At 49.2% G+C, this 23991-nt stretch carries 21 protein-coding genes; 13 read left to right on the top strand and 8 right to left on the bottom strand.

The genetic code is table 11. The features are described from left to right. Window positions 1-81: 81 nt before the first annotated feature. From pnp to T500_RS0102075, 6 genes are all read left to right on the top strand, one after another. Window positions 82-2424: a polyribonucleotide nucleotidyltransferase gene (gene pnp / locus T500_RS0102050; protein WP_028906738.1), complete on the top strand. Its 2343-nt coding sequence runs from the start codon at window positions 82-84 to the stop codon at window positions 2422-2424. A gap of 300 nt (window positions 2425-2724) precedes the next feature. Continuing rightward, window positions 2725-3186, top strand: coding sequence for a 50S ribosomal protein L13 (rplM, locus tag T500_RS0102055; protein WP_013063360.1), 462 nt, complete (start codon window positions 2725-2727; stop codon window positions 3184-3186). 9 nt (window positions 3187-3195) lie between these two features. Then, window positions 3196-3582 carry a 30S ribosomal protein S9 gene (gene rpsI / locus T500_RS0102060; RefSeq protein ID WP_013063558.1) on the top strand — a complete coding sequence of 129 codons (387 nt, stop codon included), beginning with the start codon at window positions 3196-3198 and terminating at the stop codon, window positions 3580-3582. A gap of 162 nt (window positions 3583-3744) precedes the next feature. Continuing rightward, on the top strand, window positions 3745-4554 hold the full coding sequence (rpsB, locus tag T500_RS0102065; protein ID WP_028906739.1) for a 30S ribosomal protein S2: 810 nt from the start codon (window positions 3745-3747) through the stop codon (window positions 4552-4554). A 38-nt stretch (window positions 4555-4592) separates the two neighbouring features. Next, window positions 4593-5591, top strand: a complete 999-nt coding sequence (gene tsf / locus T500_RS0102070; RefSeq protein WP_013064482.1) for a translation elongation factor Ts — start codon at window positions 4593-4595, stop codon at window positions 5589-5591. A 60-nt stretch (window positions 5592-5651) separates the two neighbouring features. Continuing rightward, window positions 5652-6611 (top strand): carbohydrate kinase family protein, encoded by a 960-nt coding sequence (locus tag T500_RS0102075; RefSeq protein ID WP_028906740.1) that lies wholly within the window; start codon window positions 5652-5654, stop codon window positions 6609-6611. Window positions 6612-6646: 35 nt separating this feature from the next. Here the strand turns inward: T500_RS0102075 and T500_RS0102080 are convergent, their stop codons facing one another. Beyond that, on the bottom strand, window positions 6647-8449 hold the full coding sequence (locus T500_RS0102080) for a DEAD/DEAH box helicase (RefSeq protein WP_028906741.1): 1803 nt from the start codon (window positions 8447-8449) through the stop codon (window positions 6647-6649). A gap of 9 nt (window positions 8450-8458) precedes the next feature. Further along, the gene (locus tag T500_RS0102085; RefSeq protein WP_230580819.1) at window positions 8459-9253 is read right to left on the bottom strand and encodes a flavodoxin; all 795 of its coding nucleotides are present in this window, start codon (window positions 9251-9253) and stop codon (window positions 8459-8461) included. Between the two features lie 68 nt (window positions 9254-9321). Between T500_RS0102085 and T500_RS0102090 the strand changes: the two genes are divergently transcribed. After that, complete coding sequence (locus T500_RS0102090; protein WP_028906743.1) at window positions 9322-9855, top strand: TIGR00730 family Rossman fold protein; 534 nt, start codon at window positions 9322-9324, stop codon at window positions 9853-9855. 53 nt (window positions 9856-9908) lie between these two features. On the opposite strand, the gene T500_RS16805 is transcribed toward T500_RS0102090, so the two are convergent. Continuing rightward, window positions 9909-10013 carry a smalltalk protein gene (locus tag T500_RS16805; RefSeq protein WP_155267394.1) on the bottom strand — a complete coding sequence of 35 codons (105 nt, stop codon included), beginning with the start codon at window positions 10011-10013 and terminating at the stop codon, window positions 9909-9911. A 20-nt stretch (window positions 10014-10033) separates the two neighbouring features. After that, entirely contained in the window at window positions 10034-10588 is a 555-nt protein-coding gene (locus T500_RS0102100; RefSeq protein ID WP_036908236.1) for a hypothetical protein, read from the bottom strand. Between the two features lie 453 nt (window positions 10589-11041). Here T500_RS0102100 and T500_RS0102105 point away from each other — a divergent pair, with 453 nt between their 5' ends. The 6 genes from T500_RS0102105 to T500_RS0102130 all read left to right on the top strand — a co-directional run bounded on the left by T500_RS0102105 (window position 11042) and on the right by T500_RS0102130 (window position 16408). Beyond that, a complete protein-coding gene (locus T500_RS0102105; protein WP_028906745.1) occupies window positions 11042-12055 on the top strand; it encodes a hypothetical protein in 1014 nt (337 codons plus the stop codon). After that, the gene (locus T500_RS0102110; protein ID WP_028906746.1) at window positions 12052-12621 is read left to right on the top strand and encodes a hypothetical protein; all 570 of its coding nucleotides are present in this window, start codon (window positions 12052-12054) and stop codon (window positions 12619-12621) included. Before T500_RS0102105 ends, T500_RS0102110 begins: the two co-directional genes overlap by 4 nt. A 329-nt stretch (window positions 12622-12950) precedes the next feature. Continuing rightward, on the top strand, window positions 12951-13091 hold the full coding sequence (locus tag T500_RS17115) for a hypothetical protein (RefSeq protein WP_196243453.1): 141 nt from the start codon (window positions 12951-12953) through the stop codon (window positions 13089-13091). A 130-nt stretch (window positions 13092-13221) separates the two neighbouring features. After that, window positions 13222-13659: a hypothetical protein gene (locus T500_RS0102120; RefSeq protein WP_155267395.1), complete on the top strand. Its 438-nt coding sequence runs from the start codon at window positions 13222-13224 to the stop codon at window positions 13657-13659. Next, window positions 13644-15890, top strand: coding sequence for a DUF3987 domain-containing protein (locus T500_RS14945; RefSeq protein WP_051611828.1), 2247 nt, complete (start codon window positions 13644-13646; stop codon window positions 15888-15890). The genes T500_RS0102120 and T500_RS14945 overlap by 16 nt, the downstream gene beginning before the upstream one ends. Before the next feature lie 26 nt (window positions 15891-15916). Further along, window positions 15917-16408, top strand: coding sequence for a DUF5675 family protein (locus T500_RS0102130; RefSeq protein ID WP_028906748.1), 492 nt, complete (start codon window positions 15917-15919; stop codon window positions 16406-16408). A gap of 35 nt (window positions 16409-16443) precedes the next feature. Here T500_RS0102130 and T500_RS0102135 read toward each other — a convergent pair whose 3' ends face one another. The 4 genes from T500_RS0102135 to T500_RS0102150 form a co-directional block, all read right to left on the bottom strand. Next, on the bottom strand, window positions 16444-18570 hold the full coding sequence (locus T500_RS0102135; protein WP_028906749.1) for a S46 family peptidase: 2127 nt from the start codon (window positions 18568-18570) through the stop codon (window positions 16444-16446). Between the two features lie 10 nt (window positions 18571-18580). Further along, a complete protein-coding gene (locus tag T500_RS0102140; RefSeq protein ID WP_028906750.1) occupies window positions 18581-20041 on the bottom strand; it encodes a lipopolysaccharide biosynthesis protein in 1461 nt (486 codons plus the stop codon). 23 nt (window positions 20042-20064) lie between these two features. Next, window positions 20065-21297 (bottom strand): nucleoside recognition domain-containing protein, encoded by a 1233-nt coding sequence (locus T500_RS0102145; RefSeq protein ID WP_028906751.1) that lies wholly within the window; start codon window positions 21295-21297, stop codon window positions 20065-20067. Window positions 21298-21611: 314 nt separating this feature from the next. Beyond that, the gene (locus T500_RS0102150; protein WP_028906752.1) at window positions 21612-23936 is read right to left on the bottom strand and encodes a hypothetical protein; all 2325 of its coding nucleotides are present in this window, start codon (window positions 23934-23936) and stop codon (window positions 21612-21614) included. Window positions 23937-23991: the final 55 nt, after the last annotated feature.

The following is a 23991-nucleotide window of genomic DNA, read 5'->3' on the forward strand; positions in this document are numbered from 1 at the left end:
AAAATATAGAGTTTTCTCGTTTATTAATATAATTATGTGTATCTTTGCGGCTGTTTTTTATATTTTAGATGTTTTATTAAGATGAACGTAATTACAAAGACCCTTCAATTGGCTGATGGACGTACCATCACCATTGAAACCGGGAAAGTGGCAAAACAGACCGACGGCTCTGTTGTTCTGCGTATGAACAACACCGTATTGCTCGCCACTGTTTGTGCCGCAAAAGATGCAGTTCCCGGAACAGATTTTATGCCTTTGCAGGTAGATTATCGTGAACAGTACAGCGCAGCCGGACGTTTCCCCGGTGGATTTACCAAGCGCGAAGGCAAAGCCAGCGACAACGAAATCCTGACATCACGACTGGTGGACCGTGTTCTTCGTCCACTCTTCCCTTCGAACTATCACGCTGAGGTATTTGTGAATGTAATGCTGCTCTCAGCAGATGGTGTTGATCAGCCCGACGCCCTTGCAGGTTTTGCTGCTTCGGCTGCTCTGGCTTGCTCGGATATCCCATTCGAGTGCCCCATCAGTGAGGTTCGCGTAGCCCGTATCAACGGTGAGTATGTTATCGATCCTACCTTCGAGCAGATGAAGGACGCCGATATGGACATCATGGTTGGTGCATCGGCCGAGAATATCATGATGGTAGAGGGAGAGATGAAAGAGGTGTCAGAACAGGATATGATCGGCGCTCTGAAGGCTGCTATGGCTGCTATTAAGCCAATGTGTGAGCTTCAGGCTGAACTCTCAAAGGAACTTGGTAAGGATGTTAAGCGTGAGTACGACCACGAGGTGAACGATGAGGAGCTGCGTGAGCGTATGAACAAGGAGCTGTATCAGCCCGCTTACGATGTTACCAAGCAGGCTCTGCCCAAGCAGGACCGTGCTGATGCCTTCGAGAAGATCCTGACAGACTTCAAGGAGAAGTATGCTGCTGAGCATGCCGACCTGACTGAGGATGAGATGGAAGAGAAGTATGCTATGATGGATCGTTACTATCATGACGTTGAGCGCGACGCTATGCGCCGTTGTATCCTCGACGAGGGTATCCGTCTCGATGGTCGTAAGACCGACGAGATCCGTCCTATCTGGTGCGAGGTTTCACCTCTGCCAATGCCTCACGGAAGCTCAATCTTTACTCGTGGTGAGACACAGTCGCTTTCTACCTGTACTCTGGGTACTAAGCTTGATGAAAAGATGGTTGACGATGTGCTTGAGCACGGTTATCAGCGCTTCTTGCTGCACTATAACTTCCCTCCATTCTGTACTGGTGAGGCCAAGGCCCAGCGTGGCGTAGGTCGTCGTGAGATTGGTCACGGTCACCTGGCATGGCGTGGACTGAAGGGCCAGATTCCTGAGGACTTCCCTTACACAGTTCGTCTGGTAAGCCAGATTCTTGAGTCTAACGGTTCTTCATCAATGGCTACCGTATGTGCTGGTACACTCGCCCTGATGGATGCTGGTGTTCCTATGAAGAAGCCTGTTTCGGGTATCGCCATGGGTCTGATCAAGAATCCTGGAGAAGATAAGTACGCTGTATTGAGCGATATCCTCGGCGACGAGGACCACCTGGGTGATATGGACTTCAAGACCACTGGTACAAAGGATGGTCTGACCGCTACTCAGATGGATATCAAGTGTGATGGTTTGAGCTTCGACATTCTCGAGAAGGCTCTGATGCAGGCTAAGGCTGGTCGTGAGCACATCCTGAAGTGCCTGACCGATACTATCGCTGAGCCACGTGCTGAGATGAAGCCTCAGGTTCCTCGCATCGTTCAGATGGAGATTCCTAAGGAGTTCATCGGTGCTGTAATCGGCCCTGGTGGTAAGATTATCCAGCAGATGCAGGAGGATACTGGCGCTACTATCACTATCGACGAGGTTGAGGGTGTTGGTAAGGTTCAGGTGTCGGCTCCTAACAAGGAGAGCATCGATGCTGCTATCGGTAAGATTAAGGCTATCGTAGCTATTCCTGAGGTTGGCGAGGTTTACGACGGTGTGGTTCGTTCTATCATGCCTTACGGATGCTTCGTTGAGATTATGCCTGGTAAGGACGGTCTGCTGCACATCAGCGAGATCGACTGGAAGCGCCTTGAGACCGTTGAAGAGGCTGGTATCAAGGAGGGCGACCACATTCAGGTTAAGCTCCTGGAGATTGATCCTAAGACAGGTAAGTATAAGCTCTCTCATCGTGTATTGATTGAGAAGCCTGCCGATTATGTTGAGCGTCCTGCCCGTGGTGAGCGTCGTGAGCGCCCAGAGCGTAATGGCGAGCGTCGTGACCGTCGTCCCGACCGTGGCGATCGTCGTAACGGTGAGCGTCATGGTGAGCGCCGCCCACGTCCTGAGCAGCAGCAGACTGAGGCTCCAAAAGAGGAACAGCCAAAGGACTTCAGCGACTCGTTAGATAACATGGATTTCTAAGAAAGAAATCTTAAAAATACAGAAAAGCGTTAAATTTGTCTAAATTTGACGCTTTTTTCTTTTGCGCGTACCTTATATAATAAAAATAGTTAGTACCTTTGCACACCGATTTAGGGGAGAGACTTAGAATCCCCGTGAAATGTTGTGTGAATAGCGGTGTCTTTGGCCGGGCATGGCGGTTCGTGAATCAGCGTTTCTTGCGACGTTAGACTGACAACCGGGAGTTAGACCCTGGGAGTGAGTTTATGCGCGTACATATTTAATTATAAGTTAAACTGTTTTTTAGTAGTAAATTTAAAAATGAACACTTTGAGTTACAAGACACTTTCTGTAAACAAGGAAACAGCAAAGAAGGAGTGGGTGGTAATCGATGCCACAGACCAGGTTGTTGGTCGTCTCGCTTCAAAGGTAGCTAAGCTGATCCGCGGAAAGTACAAGCCAACTTTCACTCCACACGTTGACTGTGGTGACAATGTAATCCTTATCAACGCCGATAAGGTAGTTTTCACTGGTAAGAAAGAGACCGATAAGGTTTATACCCGCTACACAGGTTATCCTGGTGGTCAGCGCTTCAATACTCCTGCTGAGCTTCGCAAGAAGAACGGTGGTGTTGACAAGATGCTGCGTCATGCCGTTAAGGGTATGCTGCCAAAGGGTCCTCTGGGCCGCAGCCTGCTGAACAACCTCTTCATCTATGAGGGTACCGAGCATCCACATGCCGCTCAGCAGCCAAAGACTATTGATATTAACCAGTATAAATAATAAGGAAAGATGGAAGTAATTAACGCAATAGGTCGTCGTAAGAGCTCTGTAGCCCGTGTATACGTAACAGAGGGTACTGGTAAGATTACGATCAACAAGAAAGATTTAGAGGTATATTTCCCATCAGCTATCCTGCAGTATGTGGTTAAGCAGCCACTCGCACTGCTCGAAGTAGCTGAGAAGTATGACATCAAGGCAAACCTCGACGGAGGTGGTTTCACAGGTCAGAGTCAGGCTCTGCGTCTCGCAATTGCCCGCGCTCTGGTGAAGATCAACGAAGAGGATAAGAAGAAGCTGAAGGATGCAGGTTTCATGACACGTGATAGCCGTGAGGTTGAGCGTAAGAAGCCAGGTCGTCCAAAGGCACGTCGTCGCTTCCAGTTCAGTAAGCGTTAATCCCGCTGAAGAACTTAGCGCAAGTTTAGTATCTAAACCCGCTGGATTCCTTTGGACTACCATCGGGCTGATTCTAACAAAAAGTAATCGCCTTAGCGCTTTTACAAGCGTAGCGGTTAAAAGAATTCAAAAGAAAGTAAACAATTTAAAAGCATTAAGAAAATGTCAAGAACAAATTTTGATCAGTTGCTGCAGGCTGGCTGTCATTTCGGTCACCTGAAGCGTAAGTGGAACCCCGCTATGGCTCCTTATATCTACACAGAGCGTAACGGTATTCACATCATCGACCTGCATAAGACAGTAGCCAAGGTTGACGAGGCTGCTGAGGCCCTGAAGCAGATTGCCAAGAGTGGCAAGAAAATCCTGTTCGTCGCTACTAAAAAACAGACAAAGGAAGTGGTTGCTGAGAAGGCTGCAAGCATCAACATGCCATACGTTATCGAGCGTTGGCCAGGTGGTATGCTCACAAACTTCCCCACAATCCGTAAGGCCGTTAAGAAAATGGCGAACATCGACCGTCTGATGCAGGATGGAACCTACTCAAACCTCTCAAAGCGTGAGCTGCTGCAGATCACACGTCAGCGTGCTAAGCTCGAGAAGAACCTGGGTTCTATCGCCGATCTGACTCGTCTGCCAAGCGCACTCTTCGTAGTTGATGTACTGAAGGAGAACATTGCCGTTCGCGAGGCTAACCGTCTGGGTATCCCCGTATTCGGTATCGTTGATACTAACTCTGATCCTAACAATATCGACTTCGTTATCCCTGCTAACGACGATGCTAAGGACTCTGTAGAGGCTATCCTGAATGCCTGCTGCACCGCTATCGCCGAGGGTATCGAGGAGCGTAAGGTAGAGAAGGCCGACGAGAAGGCTGCTGATGCTCAGGCTGAGGGCGAGGAGCCTAAGGCTAAGCGTGCTCCACGCAAGGCTCGCAAGGACGCTGAGCCAAAGGCTGAGGAGGCTGCTGAGTAATAAATTGTAAAATTTTAAATTGTAAAATTGTAAATAAAATGGCTATTTCAATTGATGATATCAAGAAGCTTCGCGCAATGACTGGCGCTGGTCTGGCTGACGTAAAGAAGGCTCTGACCGAGGCTGAGGGCGACTTCGACAAGGCCAAGGAGCTCCTGCGTGAGCGTGGCCTCGCTATTGCTGCTAAGCGTAGCGACCGTGAGACATCTAATGGTTGTGTACTCGTTAAGAGCGTTGATGGCTTCGCTGCTATGATCGCCCTGAAGTGTGAGACCGACTTCGTTGCTAACGGTGCCGATTTCATTGCTCTTACTCAGAGCATCCTCGACGCTGCTATTGCTGCTAAGGCTAAGGATATTGAGGCTGTTAAGGAGCTTACTCTGGCTGACGGTCAGAAGGTTCAGGACGCAGTTACTCAGCGCTCTGGTATCACCGGTGAGAAGATGGAGCTGGATGGCTACCTGACTCTCGAGGGTGAGAACATTGAGATCTACAACCACATGGCAAAGAACACTCTCTGCACCATGGTTCAGACCAACAAGCCCGCTGCCGAGCAGGGTCACCTGGTAGCTATGCAGGTTGCTGCTATGAAGCCTGTAGCTCTCGACGCTCAGAGCATCGATCCAAAGATTCTCGACGAGGAGTACAAGACCGCTGTTGAGAAGTCTAAGCTCGAGCAGGTTCAGAAGTTCGTTGATATGAAGCTCAAGAAGGCTGGTTTGAACCCCAACCTGGTTGATTCTGAGGATCACATCGAGAGCAACATGTCAAAGGGCTGGCTCACACAGGAGCAGGCCGACGAGGCTCGTAAGATCATTGCTGATGCAAAGGTTGAGGGCGAGGCTAACCTGAAGATGCCAATGATTGAGGGTATCGCTAAGGGTCGTGTTGAGAAGTTCAAGAAGGAGAACTGCCTGGTTGACCAGGAGTTCCAGTTTGGCGACGGCGACAAGGCTACTGTTGCTCAGTGGCTCGCTAAGCAGGACAAGGATCTTAAGATCGTTGCCTTCCAGCGCTTCACACTCGTTGCTGACTAATTTTTAAGCAATATAGACAGGATCGGCATTGCGAAAGCAGTGCCGATTTTTTATTCGATTATGAGAAAAGTAATAGGAATAGGAGAAACTATACTGGACATCATCTTCCGCGACGACCAGCCTATTGGTGCTGTGCCGGGCGGTTCGATGTTCAACGGACTGATATCGCTTGGTCGTAGCGGCGTTGATGCGGCTTTTATCAGCGAAACGGGCAACGACCGTGTGGGCCGTCGCATCATCAGCTTTTTGGAGGAGAATCATGTTGATGCATCGAACATCAGTGTGTATCCCGAGGCTAAATCGCCCGTTTCTCTGGCGTTTCTGAACGAGAATAACGATGCCGAGTATATCTTTTATAAGGATCATCCCCACGACCGTCTGGAGTTTATCACGCCTGATATCCAGCCTAACGATGTGGTGATGTTTGGCTCGTTCTATGCCATCAACCCTGTTATACGTCCACAGATGCTGGCATTCCTGCAGTATGCACACGAGCAGGGCGCCATTCTTTACTACGATGTAAACTATCGTGCGTCGCATCTCAAGGATTTGGTAAAGGTTACGGCTAATATCCTTGAGAACTTTGAGCTGGCTGATATTATTAAAGGCAGCTCGGAGGATTTTGAGAATATGTATAACAAGACGGGGGCCGATAGCGTGTACCGTTCGCAGATAGACTTCTACTGCAAGAACTTTATCTATACGCAGGGTGCCCAGCCTATCGAGTTCCGTGCGCAGGGTGGCTTGGCCAAGCAGTATCCTGTAGCGGCTACACAAACGGTTAGTACCATTGGCGCCGGCGATAACTTTAATGCAGGCTTTGTGTACGGACTGCTGAAGTATGGCGTAACACGTGATATGCTGCACGAGGGCGTTGATGCGGGCATCTGGGATAAGGTGATAGCCGAGGCCCAGCAGTTTGCAGCCAATGTGTGTGGTAGCATCAATAACAGCGTTGATACCGCCTTTGGAGATAATAAAAAAGCAGAATACCAGGCAGCGCTTGCTGCTATGGAATAAAAATAAAGCCCCGCAAAACGCGAGGCTTTTTTCTTTTATTTCTTTTTCTTTCGTGGCTTGCGCATGGCCCAGCCTTCTTCGCTAAAGTCGGGCTCATCGCCTTTAAAACCGCGTGGTGCTTTATCCATCAGCTCGCGCCAGTTATCTTTCTTTTGGCGCTTGGGCTTGCCTGAACGCTCGCCGCCCTTGCCCTGTCGTTCGCTACCCTTGCTGGCGTCGTTAGCATCATTACAACGCACGGTAAGGCCCTTGTAGCGGATACCTGTCAGCTGTAGCATGACCTTCTTAGCATCCTTTTCGGGTACCTCAAAGTACGATATGCTATCCAGAAGGTCGATATGACCCACCTCCTGTCGTCCGCCCACAAATCGGTTCAGCGTTTGCATCAGCTCACCTGGGTAGAAACCGTTGCGCTTGCCAAGGTTGATAAACAGTCGGCGATAACCCTTCTGCGGCTTGTTCTGCAGCTTCTGCTTGTCGCTCTGCTGGCGTCGGTCCTTCTTTTCTGGCACCACAGGCTCAATCTCTGGTGCGTCGGCATAGTAGGCCAGGAACTTACCAAACTCAAGCGATACAATCTTCTTTATCAGCTCGTCTTTGTCGATATACTCAAAGTAGCGGTTGATATCCTGCATGAATGGGGCAATCTCCTCGTCGTCAACGTCGGTCTTAACAATCTGGTCCATCACCTTATACAGCTGCTTCTTGCAGATCTCTTCGGCCGATGGAATCTCAGCCTTTACAAACTCCTTGCAGATAATCTTCTCGATGTTACGGATCTTGAACTTTTCGCGACTGTGTACAATCGAGATGGATGTGCCCTTCTTGCCCGCACGGCCTGTACGACCTGAGCGATGGGTATAGCTCTCGATGTCATCAGGCAGTCCGAAGTTAATCACGTGCGTCAAGTCGTCAACGTCCAGTCCGCGTGCAGCCACATCGGTAGCCACCAATAGTTGTGTCAGGTGGTTGCGGAACTTCTGCATCGTCTGGTCGCGCTGCTGCTGGTTCAGGTCGCCATGCAGCGATTCGGCGTTGTAGCCGTCCTTAATCAGTTTGTCGGCCACCTCTTGTGTCTCAACCTTAGTGCGACAGAAGATAATCGCAAAAATGCGTGGATAGAAATCAACAATGCGCTTTAGGGCGAGATACTTGTCCTTGGCGTTCACCATATAGTAAATGTGGTTAACGCTCTCGGCGCCCTCGTTGCGGCTGCCTACTACTATCTCTTTGTAGTCGTGCAGATACTTCTTGGCCACACGCTCCACCTCTTTGCTCATAGTGGCTGAGAACATCAGTGTGTGATGATCGGCTGAGAGCTCTTCGAATATCTCGTTGATACTGTCGGAGAAGCCCATATTCAGCATCTCATCAGCCTCGTCCAGAACAATGTTTGTTACCTGCTCCAGGCGGGCATAGCCGCGATGCATCAGGTCGACCAATCGGCCAGGTGTGGCCACGATAATCTCAACACCCTTTTTCAGAGCGCGCATCTGCGGCTCGATGGCAGCGCCACCATACACGGCCTCTACATGCACGCCATCCATGTATTTCGAAAAGTCGCGCAGGTCGTCGGCTATCTGCAGGCACAGCTCACGTGTTGGCGAGAGCACCAGTGCCTGTGTGTAGCGCTGTGTTGTGTCGATGCGCTCGAGCAATGGAATGCCGAACGCTGCTGTTTTTCCGGTACCAGTCTGTGCCAGGGCTATAACATCATTTTCGTTGCCCAGCAGGTATGGTATAACTGCCTCCTGTACAGGCATGGGATGTACAAACCCTAACTCTTCGATGGCTTTGCGAATCTGCTCGCAAACGCCTAATTCTTCAAATGTCTTCATCAAATAAATTTATCTTACTACTTCTGTAAATTCTGGCTTGCCGCCCTTTTCTACGGTTACGTAGATGGTCGAGGTAGCCTCTTCGCCGTTCATGCCGCGACTTTTTACCTTAAACTCATAGTCGGTGGCATCGGGCGTTTCGCGCTTACCTACTGTCTGAGGTGTGCCGAGAGGGAACTGATAGCTCGAGCAGGCTGCATCAAACAGTGCTTTCTCGGCATCGGTTACGGGCTTCTGTGCTGTATAGGCTGGCAGGGCTTTTACCTGGCCCTTCTTGTAGCCGTTCTCTGTCAGGAAACGGTCCAGCTCCTTGGCTGCCTTGGCCACACGGGCTGTGCGTACGCCATAGCCCTGTGCTATCTTAGCCTTGGGCAGCGCCTTTTTCAGGTCGGCCGATGATGTGTTCAGTCCGCCGCTGCCAAAGGTGCAGAATGGCACAATCGTCTTACCTGCAAAATCCTGCCCGTTCAGCAGGGTTACAATCGGGTTGGCGTAGGTGCCAAACCAAATGGGGTATCCTAAAAAGATAACATCGTACTTACTCAGATTCTTTGTAAGGGGCTTGATAGTTGGCCACTCGCCGTTAGCTCGCTCCTTGTTGCCACGCTGGATGGTTGCCTGAAAATCGCCTGTATAAGGCTCAACAGCCTCTACAGCTTCGATGTCGGCACCCAGTTGTTTCTGAATTTCCTCGGCTACGGTCTTGGTTGTACCATTCTCTGAGTAGTAAAGCACCAGCTTCTGCTGTGCATAACTCGTTGCAATGCCTGTCATCATTGCTAATGATAAAAATAGTTTTCGCATAATAATTTTGTTTATTTGTACATAATCGTTTGCAAAGATACAAAATAATTTGTAATTTTGCAAGCATTATGAAAATATGTGTGTTTTGTTCTGCCAACGAGCAGATTGATGCCGAGTTTTTTACGCTTACCGAGGAGCTTGGCAAGTGGGCTGCCGAGAGCGGTCATAGCATAGTGTATGGCGGTGTTAACCAGGGCCTGATGGAGTGTGTGGCCAAGGCTGCCAAAACGGCTGGTGGCCGTACCATCGGTGTGGTGCCTACCAAGGTTGAAGAAACGGGACGCACCAGCGATTACGTAGAGATAGAGATACCTTGCGATAACCTGACCGACCGCAAGCAGTTGATGATGGACCAGAGCGATGTGTTTATCGCCCTGCCAGGCGGTATCGGCACGCTCGACGAGGTGTTTACTGTTGCCGCATCGGCCACCATCGGCTATCACCACAAGCCTGTGATCCTTTATAACATGAAAAGCTTCTGGAATCAGCTGATAGCCTTGATGGACGATCTGCAGGCCCGCGGCATGATTCGCGGCGATTGGCACCAGTACATCAAAGTGGCCAACAGCTTAGCCGACATTAAAACTCTTTGCGGTTGCTAAGCAGCTCAAAAAAGCCCCCAAGAGTTTTTGGCTCTTTGGGGGCTGGTTAAGGTTTACAGGCTGGCTACACAACTGGTGGCGCCCAGTGCCGTTACAATCGCAGTGGCTATCGATGCAATCATCTGCAGGATAAACTTCATGGTTTCCTTCTTACTCATAGTTCACCTCCTTTCTTTTGTTAGTTCATGTCGCTGCCGCCGCTGCCGCCGGGATTTCCGCCTCCGCCGGTATTACCGCCCTGGTTTGTTGAACCTCCGCCTGTGTTACCGCTCTGGCTGCCGCTGCCCTGATTGGTGGGCTCGTTGTCGGCCTCGGTGTAGTCGGTAAAGTTCTTAGGCAGCTCGGTTACGTTGCCGGCCTTGGTAAGCTCCTGTCGTGTAAACTCGCCGGTGGCACGTGCGCGCAGGTACACGCTACTGATGTGCTTGGTGGTCGAGAAATCCTCGCTCTTCAGGGCTCCGCCCTTGGCCGTCCCGATGCCTGCCGAGAAGATTGCCAGGTTAGGCAGCTTAACGGCCTTGCCCTCCAGCACCAGCTCGCGTATGCACTCTACCATGTCGGTAAGCATACCCTTGATGGCTCCCTTAGAGTAGGGCGTGTTGTGGCTCGACATGTGCTTGGCCAGCTCGTCGAGGTCGACGGTCTTGCCGATGGTTACGGCGCGTGCAAACCAATGTCCGTACACGGCACTCTGCTTGTTCTTGTTCTGATACTTACGATAAAATACACTCATAATGGTTAAAATTTAAATGGTTAATACTAATGTTGTTTTTTTGACGCTACAAAGATACAATATTTTTGCTGCGATTCCTAATCTGAGGCCTTATGCATTGCAAAAATTTGTTAACGCTACATTTACGCTTCGCAAACATTATTTTTGGCCCTCGCAAATGTATCGTTTGCCAATCGCAACTGCCCCGCCTACTTTGTGACTGTGATTCTGTGACAATAAGCCCCCCTCGCAAATCGCAGCTACAACCCATAAGTATAGTTTAAAAATAATATAATATAATTATATTATTTTTAAGTACACACCGCCACCATTATCGTACCTCCTTAATGTCACAAAGTCCAAGTCACAGAGTACAAAACGAATCATTAAAAAGCTATAAAATTCGGGCAGAATGATTGCGATATAAGATAGAATGCTTATTTTTGTAGTCTTAAAAAATTAGAATGAGCAACTATGACACAGTTAAAAACTGCCAGGGAGGTGCTGGCATGGATTGAGAAAGATTATTTTAAGGGGGCGGGCTTGGATAAGGCCAGCCGTTTGGAGGGTGAAGAACGCAGGGCTTACGCGCTTGCGCAGGTTGAGCGTTTACTGGCAACGGTGCACGGGGCTACGTTATTGGCTCTGCTGTTGTCGGATATATTCTGGACAGCCGACGAAGGGAGAAAACCGATGCCGTGGTTGGACGGTGTGTCACAGAAAGGTTCTGACTATCCCGTAAATCCGTTGCTGTCGCTACAGGATCAGCAAACGCTGACGGATAAGGAAATGGCGCGCCTGCGATTGATACTGGAAGTGGCAGGTTTGTGCCACGACCTGAGCCTGCACTTTACGTTCGACTTGAATGAAGCTTTCGGTGTGGAGAACAATTTCTGGGTATCAAACAAGCAGTTAGTAGAATGGCTTACCACAACCGAATATGAAAACATAGCAATGCACACGGCGTATATTATGAAGAAGCATGCTACCGCTGTGTATGCATGTGGCCGCTACCAGCCTGCGCAAGATGCTCTGGCCGAACTTTTTTCGGTAGAATATGCCAAACTGATACGCGAACCTGAGAGAACAGAAATGCCCTCGCGTACCTATGTTAAGATTATTCTTGACGAGTTGATACGTATAGATGAGCATTGGAAACAGGGGCGCAAGAAGAGGTTAAGGCCCGATATAATACTGCTTCACGACGAAATATATGGCTTGGTGCCCAACCTGTTTGATAAGGATGTGCTGAAGGCTGCAAAGGCACTCTACAAATATATGGACAGCGATGTGTATGGGCGAATGGTAGGCAACAATCCGTTTGGACCTGAGGCGATGAAACTCTTTGCCAAGAAGGTTCGTGAGGTTCGTGCTGAGTATTTGGCTGAAGGTTGGATAGCCGACGATTCGTTAGAGTTCGCTTATTTGATGGCTCATGCCGAAAGTTGCGCTAAAGGTTGTTGGCGTGGGGAGGACGAGGCCTTATGATGAGTAGTAATCGTAGCGACTACAAGTCGGCTTCGGAATGGCTTTCTACACTTATGCACGATGAGGCGTGGCTCACTCAACAGCAGCAGCTACAGTCAGCAGCAGATGCTGCTGATGCGGACGTTCAACGCGACGCAGCCATCAGGCGTATTGGTATAGGTGAGACTTATGAGTTCTGGGAAATCCACGGCCATCAGGTGGAGAAGGCGGTTAGCGAGGTTTGGGAGATTGCAGAGTTGTCGCTGCCCAAACTAAAGATTCAAACCATTGGTATGCTTTCTATGGCATGGCTTGAGCAGCATACAGATGCACAATTAGACACAAAGCAGCAACAAGAAGTGGTTGAGAAACTGGCGCCCATATTTTATGGACAGATAGAAGCGGCAAGAGAGTTTCTTGTGAGCATTAAAGGTATGAAGCCTACGCAGATTACCAACAAGGTAAACCAGTTGGTATGCGATAAAAAAATATCGCAACTATCCAGTCATCGCGACTTGTGGCAGGTGTTGCACGACTATGAAATTTATACAAAAACGGAATCTAACTGGAATATGCAGGTAAAATAATTACTGCCTAAAAGCATTTAAACTAAGGAATCGGCACTTGTCGGTTCCTTTTTTTTGTATCTATACTTGTACAAAAACTTGTGTACAACTTGTACAAACTTGTAATTACTTGTAAATCAATAGTTTATGAGCGGATAATCTTTTTTATTAGCTAAAATCGTCTTACCTTTGCATCGTCAAAATTTGATTGACAAGCGTTCTTTGACATGCTGAGACAACCACCCACACTGAAGGCAGGAGGGAGAAAAGAAAGGAGGAAAGATAACTAAGAAAACTATAGTATTCACTAAAGGTCGCTTTAAGGAGGCGACGTTAAATAAAAAGTAATTATGAGTCGTACACGTAATCACATTGTAATTGCACGAGGTATTATGGCTGAGAATTCACGTCGACAGATGTCGCTGATAAATCGATGCCAGATGCCTTACGCTTCGAAGAAGGATTATCGCTTCGTGAACCACAAGTTCTAACCCAAAAGGATAGTCGAACCCTAACAATTAACAACAGTATTAACTTGAGCGAAGTGAGCTGAAGAAATCTCATGAGTTAAAGCTGGCCAGCGTTTCGCAAGGCTTCTTCACTCGCTAAATCGTTCAAAAAATGCGAAAAGAATTTCTTACAAAACAGCTTTTACAGCAGAACGTCCAGATGGACGGTAACGTTAACTTTATGGTTAATGGTGATATTAATATCCAGCCCTGCCCCTGGGAGCAGGATGTGGAGCTTACAGACGGCAAGCCCGTTTACTACCGCGCCAACCTTGAGGTGATGCCCGATGGGCAGACCCGTGTAAAGGCCAAGCGTACAGGCAGTCGAGGACCACTCTATCAGACGCTGTTTGAAACGGCGCACGGCATCGTAAAGATAGTGCCCCAGCGCAAGCAGCGCCATCCCGACCGCGAACAGCTGATAGTAGAGTTTAAGTTTCCGCGCCGCTACGGATTGGCGCTAACCAAGGCGCTCTATGAGGAGGAAGCCGATCAGGTAATGTCGTACTTTAAAACAAGGAAGGAGGATTGTTTATGGAATCAGCAATAATCAGCACCATTAAATTTACATGTATTGGCAAGGGGCACGGCGCTCCTTGCCTCCCTGCCACCAAGGAAGACTGGGAAAATCTGCGCCGCGAATCGTGGCTCGCGCAGATGTGCGCACGTATAGAGAAAGGTGACGACGAGTTGAAGCATCGTTTGCCGGTGTGGACACCGCATTGCGCGGAATTCGCCAACAACCATCGAGCCATAGCCGATGCCATCAAGCCACTTAACCGGCTGATGCTTGACTTTGACGAGAAGGGGCATACCGATGAAATCTGTGCCCGATTGTTGGAAAAGTCGCCACTGGTGCCGCTGCTCATCGAGGAATCGGTTCGTCGTGGCACCCATGTGCTGGTGGAGTTGCCGGATGGGATGACGCCCGAAACGGCTCAGCAGCTGATGCAGCAGGCTACGGGATTTGCGCCCGATGCAGCCGTAAAAGATGTATCGAGGTGTATCTACATGGTGCCCGATGACCATACTCGCTACGTAAGCGAGCGGCTGTTTAATATAGGCACGGATGACACGGCTTCTAAAGAAAACACGGCTGACTGTGCTGTTGAAAAAAGCAGCGTCTCTCTAAAAGAGAGCTGTGTTCGCTCGGCTTTGCCGCTTGGCTCGTCCAAGAATCCGTGCCAAAAAGAATTTAAAGGCATACCCTATAGCTCTATCATAGCCGAGTGGTGGCACCGCAACGGGGGCGAACCGGCCGAGGGCGAGCGTAACGTAAAACTGCACAAGCTGGCAGTAAACCTGCGCGCCATCTGCGATAATAAGAAAGAGGTGCTGATGCAGGTGATGCCCCGTTTCGGACTGACCGATGCCGAACTGAAATCGGTAGTTGATTCGGCCTGTAAGGAGGAACCCAAGGGCGTTAGCAAAGTAATGCAGCAGATACTGGATGCACTGGAAATGGGTATCTCGCCCGACGAAATCGACGATGCCGAAGCCACCGCACTGGAAACGGGCGTAAAGGTAAACGTAAAAGCTTTGCCCATCGGATTGAAAGAGTCGTTGGTAGGTGTGCCCGTAAGTATGCACCTGCCCGTGCTGTGCGGCGTGCTGCCCATTGCGGCGGCCTATGCCGACCAGGTAACGGTAGAGTATTGCGACGGCAACACCCAGCGCTTAGGACTGATGTCGATAATCCGCGGCGACCAGGCCAGTAACAAATCGGTAGTAAAGAATGCTGTTGACATATGGAAACGGCAGCTCGACGAAGAGGATGCCTTGGCCCGCAAGCGCGAAGAGGAGTGGAAGGAGCGCAAAAAAGGGCGAAAAGCCAACGAGAAGGCGCCCGACGATCCACACGTATTAATCCGCGTGGTGCCCGTAACCGTTAGCTGCTCAACCCTGCTTAAGCGCTTTAAGAATGCTCAGAACCACACGCTGTATAGCTTTGGCGAGGAACTGGATACGCTACGCAAAACCAATGGCGCCGGCTCATGGTCGAGCAAATACGATATCTATCGCTTGGGTTTCGACCATGGCGAGTGGGGACAGGATTACAACAGCGATGCCGCCGAGAGCGGCGTGGTAAACGTGGCTTACAACTGGACCATGCTGGGCACCAACGGCGCCCTGCGCAAGTGCTTTAAGGCCGATAACGTAGAAAACGGACTCTCGAGCCGAGTGCTGGTGGCCGAAATGCCCGACAGCAGCTTTGCCAAGATGCCCAAGTTCCGTAAGCGTTCGGACGAGGATGTGGCCAGGATACAACAGGCCGTAAGCCGCTTGCGCAGCTACACCGGACTGGTTGATACGCCCCGCCTGCGCCGAGCCATCGAGGGCTGGGTAGAACAGAAGCGTGTTGAGGCTGCCAAGGATATCGACCACGTGAAGGACACCTATCGCAAGCGTGCTGCCGTAATCGGCTTCCGCTGTGGCGTGGTGTTTCACCTGCTGAGCGGTTGCAGTAAGGAGAGCAAGGCCTGCATGGAGTTTGCACTCATGATGGCCGAATACTGCCTGCAACAGCAGATAAAGGCCTTTGGCGAGGCGCTGGAAAGTCAGTTCCTGGATGCCCGCGACGAGGGTGTGCGCTATGGCTCTAACCACTCTATCTTCGACCAGCTGGCACCTACGTTTACCATGGACGATTTGCGCGCGCTGAAGCGAGGATTCTGCGGCGAAGCCGGGCTGCGAAAAATCATTTCGCGCTGGTATCGCGACCAGTGGATTGAGAAAACCGACCGCACGCACTGGCGTAAATTAGGAAATTGTGACGTTTGACTTTGTGACATTAAGTAATTTAGCATATGGAGATAATATTAACACGCATAGCTAAGCGCCAGCAGTACACGATAGGCAGGCTGGCCATTGTAGAACGCATCGACGACGCCTATCTGGCAGGTGAGCGCGAGGTGTATTTTTGCGATACCCTCGAACCGCCTGTCATCCAAACCAAAACCACCGTATTGCTGGCTTCGGTGCTGCGTTCGCCCGTAAAACTTAAATCTATCAAGCCCGTGGCCATCCCCGAAGGCCGCTACGCAGTAGTTATTACCTACTCGCCAAAGTTCAACAAGTGGCTACCGTTGCTGTTGGGCGGTCAGGATTTCAACCGCCTGTGGCAGGGCATACGCATACACTTTGGCAACACCGTGGCCGACACGCAGGGCTGCATACTGCTGGGGCGCAACCAGCGCGTGGGGCGGTTGTTCGAGAGTCGTAAATGGGTGTACGAGCTGAAGCAGAAAATCATCGAAGCCAAGGCCCGAAAAGAAGCAGTGTGGATTACCATCAGGTAGTCCACACTGGCTTTTATCATCGTAAGTGCTAATGTTTACTTGGCACCAATCTCTTTAATCAGGCGGTCGGCTTTGCCCCAGCTTTCCATCATGTACAGCACGTAGCGGATATCAACGCCAATGCAGCGGGCCAGCTGCTTGTCGAAGAAGATGTCAGAGCTCAGGCTGTCCCAGTTGCCGTCGAAAGCCAGGCCGATGAGCTCGCCCTTGCCGTTGAACATAGGCGAACCAGAGTTACCACCGGTGATGTCGTTGTTCGACAGGAAGCAAAGGTGCATCTTGCCTGTGGTTTTATCGGTATATTTACCAAAATCCTTCTTAGAGAGCAGCTGCTTCATGATAGGCTCGGCCTCGTAGTCGATAACGCCCTGCTCGCCGCGGTTCATCTTCTCAACAATGCTCTCGGCTGTGGTGTAATAGCCTGATGGCTTGCCGGCCAGCAGGTACTCGCCTACCTGACCGTACGAGAGGCGCATGGTAAAGTTGGCGTCTGAGTAGTTAGGCATATCCTCCTCCATGCGCAGCTTGGCGGCACACAGGTAGCGCTCCTGTACGGCGATGCTGTCGTAAACCTCGGTAGCCTGGGCAATAATGTCGGCCAGGGTGTTGTTAAGACTCTCGCCAAAGGCCACGCCGGGATCCTTCTGGAAGCTCTTTTTGTTGATGAAGATCTTCTTACCGTTCTTCATCAGCTGCGACTTCTTAAACAGATAGTCGATATATTTCTGATAGTCGCCGCCAAAGTCGCGGTCAACCACCTGATAGAAGCTGGGCAGATACTGCTCCTCGACCTGAGTGCGATAGAACTTCATGGCTGCAGCCTGAATCTCCTTATCGGTAGCCTCGTCCCACTCATCGCTATTATCTTTAAATTCGATGTACTGGCTCTTGGGCTTATTCTCGTCGCCCTTAACGATGGCGCCGTTCTGCGAGCGATAAGCGCGGCGTGTAAGCTCGTCGGCGCTACGGCCGCCAAAGGTTTCGCTAAAGTAGGTGAGTGCCTTAATGGCCTTGAACTGCTTGGCGTACAGGCGCTCCAGCAGGTCGAAGTCCAACTTGCCCTTCAGGAATCCCGTTGAATCCTGCCAGCAGCGTATCTTCTGCTCGAACTCAGCCTTCTGCTTAATCAATCCGATAGAATCGATACACTTGTTCATACCGATAGAGTTCTTCCAGTAGTTTGAGCTCTGGGCGTACTTTGAGTCGTACTTGATACGTACAGCCTCGTCGGCGCGCATGTGGCGGATCATAATGTCCTGCTTAACCTCACGTGTTTTATAGCGTGGCTCGTTCTCAGCGTCGCGACGCTCGCGGATACCATAGCTTGAGAGGTAACGGTTGGTGCTGCCAGGATAGCCGATGGTCATAGAGAACGAACCTGGCACATAACCTTGCAGCGATACAGGTGCCCACTTCTTTGGGTGGTAAGGCACGTTATCCTTTGAGTACTTGGCGGGGCCGCCAGTCTTTGGATCTACGTAGATGCGGAATACTGAGAAATCGCAAGTCTGTCGGGGCCACATCCAGTTGTCAGTCTCGCCACCAAACTTACCCATCGACTTAGGCAGGGCGAATACCAGGCGTACATCCTCATAGTCGCGATAGGTAGTAAGGAAGTAGCGGTTACCCTCGTAGAAAGGCTTGAGCTCGATGCGCAGGGTAGAATCCTGCTTGCGGATGTCCTTCAGCATAGCGTTCTCGATAGAATCTACAAACTGGGCGCGCTTGCTCTGTGGCTGGTTGTTAAGTCCTAATGAGTCGAGATAGGCTGTTACATCCTTCTGCTCAATCATAAAGCTTACAAACAGCCCCTCGTTGGGCAGCTCCTCTTCGAACGAGTTCGACACAAAGCCGTTAAGCATGTAATCGTGCTCAACGGTAGAGTGCGAGCGGATGGCCTCGAAACCGCAGTGGTGGTTGGTAAACACCAGTCCATCGGGCGATACTACTACACCCGAGCAGAATCCGCCAAAGTTTACCACGCAGTTCTTAACGGCATCGTCGCCATAATACAGTGCGCCATAAGGCAACTCATAGTTCTCCTGCTTCATGGTTTCGTAAACGGCATTGGGCAGGTTGTAAAGTGTCCACATGCCCTCGTCGGCGTGGACTTGATTTGCTAGTGCAACTAGACTTACTAGAGAAACTAGGATTTTCTTCATTTTTGCTATATTATTTTTTGAATTTCTTTCCGATAACGGGCAGGCTGCTCAGCGGCATATCGGTTTTGATAATGCGGTAGATGAAGCCTAAAATCATCAGGCTGTTCCAGATGAGTGATGCCCAGGCAGGCAGTCGCTGCTCGCCCCATTTCATCAGGGCAAAGAAGGCGCCTGCGGCGATAAAGTAAATAACGATATCCTTCATAGGATAGGGGATAGGGTTCTGCTTCTGACCAACCAGATAGCTCAGCACCATAGCTGTGCCGTAGCCAGCCAGTCCGCCCCACGCGCAGGCCCAGTAGCCTATCTGGGGGATGAAGATAACGTTAACGGCAAACAGCACAGCGCAGCCTGCCAGCGAGAACCAAGCGCCATAGATGGTCTTGTCGATAAGCTTGTACCAGAACGACAAGTTGAAGTAGATGCCCATAAATATCTCGGCCATCATGACTATCGGCACAATGCCCAGTCCCTCGCGGAACTTGTCGCCCACCAGATACTTGAATATATCGATATAACCCATTACACACAGGAATGCCAACAGCGTAAAGATGATAAAGAACTTCATCGATTTGGCATACAGTTCCTTGCTGTTCTTATCCTTGGCCGAACCGAACACGATGGGCTCGTAGGCAAAGCGGAAGGCCTGGGTAATAAGGGCCATTATCATTGCAATTTTGATGCAGGCGCCATAGATACCTAACTGATGGCGACCCTCTTCAGAGTCGAGGATACGTGGTAGCAGAATCTGTCCGGCCACCTGGTTCAGTATGCCTGCAATACCCAGTACCAGCAAAGGCCACGAATAGCTAAGCATCTGCTTGCACTTCTGACCGTCGAACTGCCACTTAAAGCCCACCAGCTCGCTGATGAGGCAGAACGAAATAATAGTGGTGCACAGCAGGTTGATGGCAAAGGCATAACCGATGTGTATCTGCCACTCGGGGTTGATCTTCGGCATCAGCCAGTAAGCCACCACATTCAGCGTAACGCTCATAAATATAAAGAGCAACTTGAGCGATGCAAACTTAAGTGGCTTGTGCTTGTAGCGCAGATAGGCAAAGGGGATGGCCTGGAAGGCATCCTGTGCCACGGTAACAAACATCATGCCTACGTACCACTTGTGGTTGGGATAGTCGAGCACGCTGGCGATGGGGTTGATAAACAGCAGTACCAGCGCGGCAAACGTGAGGCAAACGCCACCAACCATCATAAGCGCCGTGCTGTACACGCGCATCTTGTCGCCCTCTTCCTTATTCATAAAGCGGAAGAAGGTGGTTTCCATACCAAACGTAAGCAGCACCATCAACAGCGCTGTTTGGGCATAGATATCATTGTAGATGCCGTAATCGGCACAACTCTTCAGTGTATAGGTATAGAGTGGCACCATCAGGTAGTTCAAGAATCTACCCACAATGCTCGAAAGGCCATAGATAGCCGTGTCTTTTGCTAATGATTTCAGATTTGCCATTTTTACTTCTTTATCTTTTTCCTTTATCCAAAGAACATGTATGCTATTGCGATGGCAGCGATGATGCCAGCCAGATCGGCTAACAGTCCGCAAGCCACAGCGTGGCGTGTTTTTACAATGCCCACACTACCAAAATAAACTGCAAGAATGTAGAATGTGGTATCGGTAGAGCCCTGGAAAATACAACTCAGTCGACCTACAAACGAGTCGGCACCATAGGTGGTCATCGCGTCAACCATCATGCCTCGGGCACCACTGCCACTCAGCGGTTTCATCAGCGCAGTAGGTAGCGCACCAACAAAATCGGTATTGCCGCCGCAGGCCTCTACACCATATTTCACACCATCAATCAGCATGTCCATCGCACCCGAGGCACGGAACACACCAATGCCAACCAATATAGCTATCAGATAGGGAATGATGCGTACGGCAGTAGTAAAGCCCTCTTTGGCGCCCTCGATAAACGCATCGTATACATTGATTTTCTTGCGAACGCCTGCCAGTATAAAGGCAATGATTATCAGCATCAGCATGATGTTTGCTGCGCTGGTGCTCACTTTGTTCATCAGTATCGAGTCCATCTGTCCGAAGCCCCAGATAACTGTGGCTACCACCAGGGCTGCACCGCCAAGGGTAAGCAGCATGGTTTTATTGAGCAGATTTATCTTCTGGAAAAAGCTGGTAATGATGATACCCGCCAACGTAGAGAAGAACGTGGCCAGCAGGATGGGTATAAAAATATCCGTGGGCTGTGCGGCACCCATCTGAGCGCGATACACCAGGATGGATATCGGTATGAGTGTAAGTCCGCTGGTGTTCAGTACCAGGAACATTATCATTGGGTTGCTGGCTGTATCTTTTTTCTGGTTCAGATCCTGCAACTGCTCCATGGCCTTCAGACCTAAGGGCGTGGCGGCATTATCCAATCCAAGCATGTTGGCAGCGATGTTCATAAATATCGAGCCCGTAACAGGATGCCCCTTGGGGATATCAGGAAACAGTTTGGTAAAAACAGGACTCAGCAGCTTGGCCAGCACGTTTACCACACCACCCTTCTCGCCTATCTTCATGATACCCAGCCACAGCGACAATACGCCCGTGAGGCCTAACGATATTTCGAAGGCGGTTTTCGACGAAGAAAACGTTGAATCCATCATGGCTGGGAATACATCAAAATCTCCCCAGAACACCAGTTTTATCACGGCAATCACAAATGCAATGATAAAGAATCCTATCCAAATCCAATTAAGTACCATAACAGCGTGCAAAGATACAGTATTTTTCCGATATAAACAAGCATTATAGCTAATAAAAACAAAAGAGAGCACCTGCTCACGCAGACGCTCACTTTAATTTTAGTTTGTTTAAGTATTTGATGCAAAGTAATTGGTTAAGAAACCAGTTTACTTAATTCACCGTGCAAAAATACTAAAAATAGTGCACCGCCAATGATTATTGTTGTTAAAAATCATTAAACAGTCATCTTTTATTAAAAACAGAAGAGCACCTGCTCCCGCAGATGCCCTCCCCAACATTTTATTAAAGTCTTATTTAAATTGTATGATAACTCTTATTTCTTAACTAACTGAACCTTGGTGAATACAAGATTTGACTTAAATGACATCAAACCACCCTTCTTGAGTCGTTCAATCATTGTCTGATCCAATACAATATCCTGATAACCTAAGGTTGATAAAGTTTGGCCACTAGTGGTATCCTTTATATAATCGCAGATAACTTCCCAAGAAGTATTATCCAAATTGAATTGCCACCAAGTGCCACTTGATATTATAGTGGCCGTTATTCTTAGATAATCACCAGGATTAGCGTCATCAAACTTGTCGCCATTGCCAGTGTATATCGTAGCCCAATTGTTATTTGTGTCGTTTGATCCACTCCAAATATCAATAATCTGTGCATTGCCACTAGTTGTCTTATTGGTATTATCGTATGTTACGCGGAGCAGTTTGAAGCCTTCGCCCCAAAGGCGCATACCGTTTGCCTTGAAGTTTGCTGCGGTTGTGGCATTCAAGGTCAACTCGAAATAGCTGCTCAGGCTTGAGTTACTATAAACACAACCTTCGCTCCATCTGCTATCACCCAGGTTGGATGCGTCCCAAGTGTTGCCATAAGTGGCTTTTACCTGGAAGTATCCACTGGCCACACCATAGAATCGGATAACAGTTCCAGCACCAACCTCAGAGAAGCTGCTGGCTGGGATTTCTACAGCATAAGCACCATCCCAACCAATAAAGTCGTTGTTACCTGTCCAAATGGTAGTTTCGCTGCTCGATGGTGTAACATCATAGGTGGTGCTCGATGAGCTGTTCTGGGTGTCCTTAATATATGTGTACTGGTTGTACTGATCGGTCTTCAGACTATCGGGCACATTATTCAGCGGATACAGCTTCTCATCAACACCATCGTTCCATGGGTCAACTCTGTTTTCAACATACGATGTAAAGCCGCTATAGGCTTCTGTAATATCTGTGCGCTCGTAAGGCCAACGGGTTCCGGGGGGCACACAAATCTTATGAGGTGCTTCGCCCGTATTGGCAGTAAGCTCGTAAGTGGCTGTAGATGAGCGCACAAAAATGTTAATTTTGCTAAGGCTTGCCTCGCTTCTAGAGTTAAATGTGTAAATGATGGTTTGTGCTGCAAGACCCTCGGTGTGCGGAGTGGCATAGTCGAGACTGGAATTGCAGGTATTAATCAGCACATTATTTGCTGTACTTGGCACAAACAGACTGTGAATAGGCTGATTGCTTTGGTTGAACCACACTTCGTATTCGCCTCCTGCTGCAAGTGGTGTAAGCTTTGCATAGTAGCGGTGGGTGGGGTCGGCCGAGTATGCGCTTTCTGTGCCATCGGCATTCTTTATAATCTTATATTCGTCAACAATTCTTGCATCGAATACCAAGTCGTTATAGTCGAAGTCTCTTCTGTTTGATGAGCTACCTAAGTCCTCGCAGAATACCCACTTGTGCACTAATACATGCTGTTTGGTGTAAACCTCGGTACTGCTTGTATTTTGATTAATGTTGCCGCCAGTAGAGCTGCCAGAACCAACAGCAGTAGCAGGGCTGATTCTTACAATCCAATCGTTATATATCCAGTCGCGGGCAACGTCCATGTTTTTATTAGCCTCTTGTCCGGCTGGGTGCGATGCACAGAAGTCGAAGCCTACGTAATAGTATCCGGCCAGCGATGCATCTATATCTGCTCCAGCAATGATAAAGTATTCAAAGTGGTCTTTGCTATCTAAGGTGTTATGATATCCAAACTGGTTGTTGGCCGATGCGCTGGTACCCATATTAAGCATCAGGGTAGTACCAATATATTGCTGATGGGTTTCATCATCGGTAGAAACAGTGGTGTTGGTGCCATTGTTAAAGTTGTTTACATGCTCGTAATAATTACTATTACCACTGGTGTTATAGGCAATAATTTTGTTCATCTTTGTATGTATATCACCAGTGTTCTGGCCGTAGCCATCATAGTACGAGTTGTTGCTCTGGTGTACTTGGTGTACCCAGTAGTTGTTCCAATTAATGGTAATAGCATTTGTTTGGTTTTCGCGTTTTACGCTAAATGCTGTCAATACTTTCGCTGCTTCGTCGGAAGTAACATTAACGGGACGTTGCCAGTTTTGATACCACAAGTTTCCATTAACGCTGGCAGCACGCGTAGTGGCTGTTACGCTTGCAAGACTTGCTTCGGCAAATCCCCAGTCCTGGTTGGGATTGGGAGTTCCGTAGAATTTTTCAAAATTCTCGGCAAATATAGCCTTCTTTGCTTCTTCCGGGCTGCTGTAGTTTTCCATGTCGTTTTGGCAACTGGTATTAAATACCATGCCAACCAGAGCCAATGCTCCTGTTATCAAATACTTCTTCATATCGCAGACTTTAATAAATTGTTACGTAACTGTTTCGATTTTCGGTGCAAAGATA

The sequence above is a fragment of the Xylanibacter ruminicola Ga6B6 genome (genome assembly GCF_000687715.1).
In the GTDB taxonomy this organism is placed as follows: domain Bacteria; phylum Bacteroidota; class Bacteroidia; order Bacteroidales; family Bacteroidaceae; genus Prevotella; species Prevotella ruminicola_B.

Bases quoted from the DNA above. Each gene is read 5' to 3' on its own strand.
- T500_RS0102085 (WP_230580819.1), bottom strand. From the start codon at position 9,253: ATGCGAAAACTATTTTTATCATTAGCAATGATGACAGGCATTGCAACG.
- rpsI (WP_013063558.1), top strand. From the start codon at position 3,196: ATGGAAGTAATTAACGCAATAGGTCGTCGTAAGAGCTCTGTAGCCCGT.
- T500_RS0102100 (WP_036908236.1), bottom strand. From the start codon at position 10,588: ATGAGTGTATTTTATCGTAAGTATCAGAACAAGAACAAGCAGAGTGCC.
- T500_RS0102150 (WP_028906752.1), bottom strand. From the start codon at position 23,936: ATGAAGAAGTATTTGATAACAGGAGCATTGGCTCTGGTTGGCATGGTA.
- rpsB (WP_028906739.1), top strand. From the start codon at position 3,745: ATGTCAAGAACAAATTTTGATCAGTTGCTGCAGGCTGGCTGTCATTTC.
- T500_RS0102075 (WP_028906740.1), top strand. From the start codon at position 5,652: ATGAGAAAAGTAATAGGAATAGGAGAAACTATACTGGACATCATCTTC.
- T500_RS16805 (WP_155267394.1), bottom strand. From the start codon at position 10,013: ATGAGTAAGAAGGAAACCATGAAGTTTATCCTGCAGATGATTGCATCG.
- T500_RS0102090 (WP_028906743.1), top strand. From the start codon at position 9,322: ATGAAAATATGTGTGTTTTGTTCTGCCAACGAGCAGATTGATGCCGAG.
- rplM (WP_013063360.1), top strand. From the start codon at position 2,725: ATGAACACTTTGAGTTACAAGACACTTTCTGTAAACAAGGAAACAGCA.
- T500_RS0102130 (WP_028906748.1), top strand. From the start codon at position 15,917: ATGGAGATAATATTAACACGCATAGCTAAGCGCCAGCAGTACACGATA.
- T500_RS14945 (WP_051611828.1), top strand. From the start codon at position 13,644: ATGGAATCAGCAATAATCAGCACCATTAAATTTACATGTATTGGCAAG.
- T500_RS17115 (WP_196243453.1), top strand. From the start codon at position 12,951: ATGAGTCGTACACGTAATCACATTGTAATTGCACGAGGTATTATGGCT.
- T500_RS0102140 (WP_028906750.1), bottom strand. From the start codon at position 20,041: ATGGCAAATCTGAAATCATTAGCAAAAGACACGGCTATCTATGGCCTT.
- T500_RS0102110 (WP_028906746.1), top strand. From the start codon at position 12,052: ATGATGAGTAGTAATCGTAGCGACTACAAGTCGGCTTCGGAATGGCTT.
- T500_RS0102105 (WP_028906745.1), top strand. From the start codon at position 11,042: ATGACACAGTTAAAAACTGCCAGGGAGGTGCTGGCATGGATTGAGAAA.
- T500_RS0102080 (WP_028906741.1), bottom strand. From the start codon at position 8,449: ATGAAGACATTTGAAGAATTAGGCGTTTGCGAGCAGATTCGCAAAGCC.
- T500_RS0102120 (WP_155267395.1), top strand. From the start codon at position 13,222: ATGCGAAAAGAATTTCTTACAAAACAGCTTTTACAGCAGAACGTCCAG.
- T500_RS0102145 (WP_028906751.1), bottom strand. From the start codon at position 21,297: ATGGTACTTAATTGGATTTGGATAGGATTCTTTATCATTGCATTTGTG.
- tsf (WP_013064482.1), top strand. From the start codon at position 4,593: ATGGCTATTTCAATTGATGATATCAAGAAGCTTCGCGCAATGACTGGC.
- pnp (WP_028906738.1), top strand. From the start codon at position 82: ATGAACGTAATTACAAAGACCCTTCAATTGGCTGATGGACGTACCATC.
- T500_RS0102135 (WP_028906749.1), bottom strand. From the start codon at position 18,570: ATGAAGAAAATCCTAGTTTCTCTAGTAAGTCTAGTTGCACTAGCAAAT.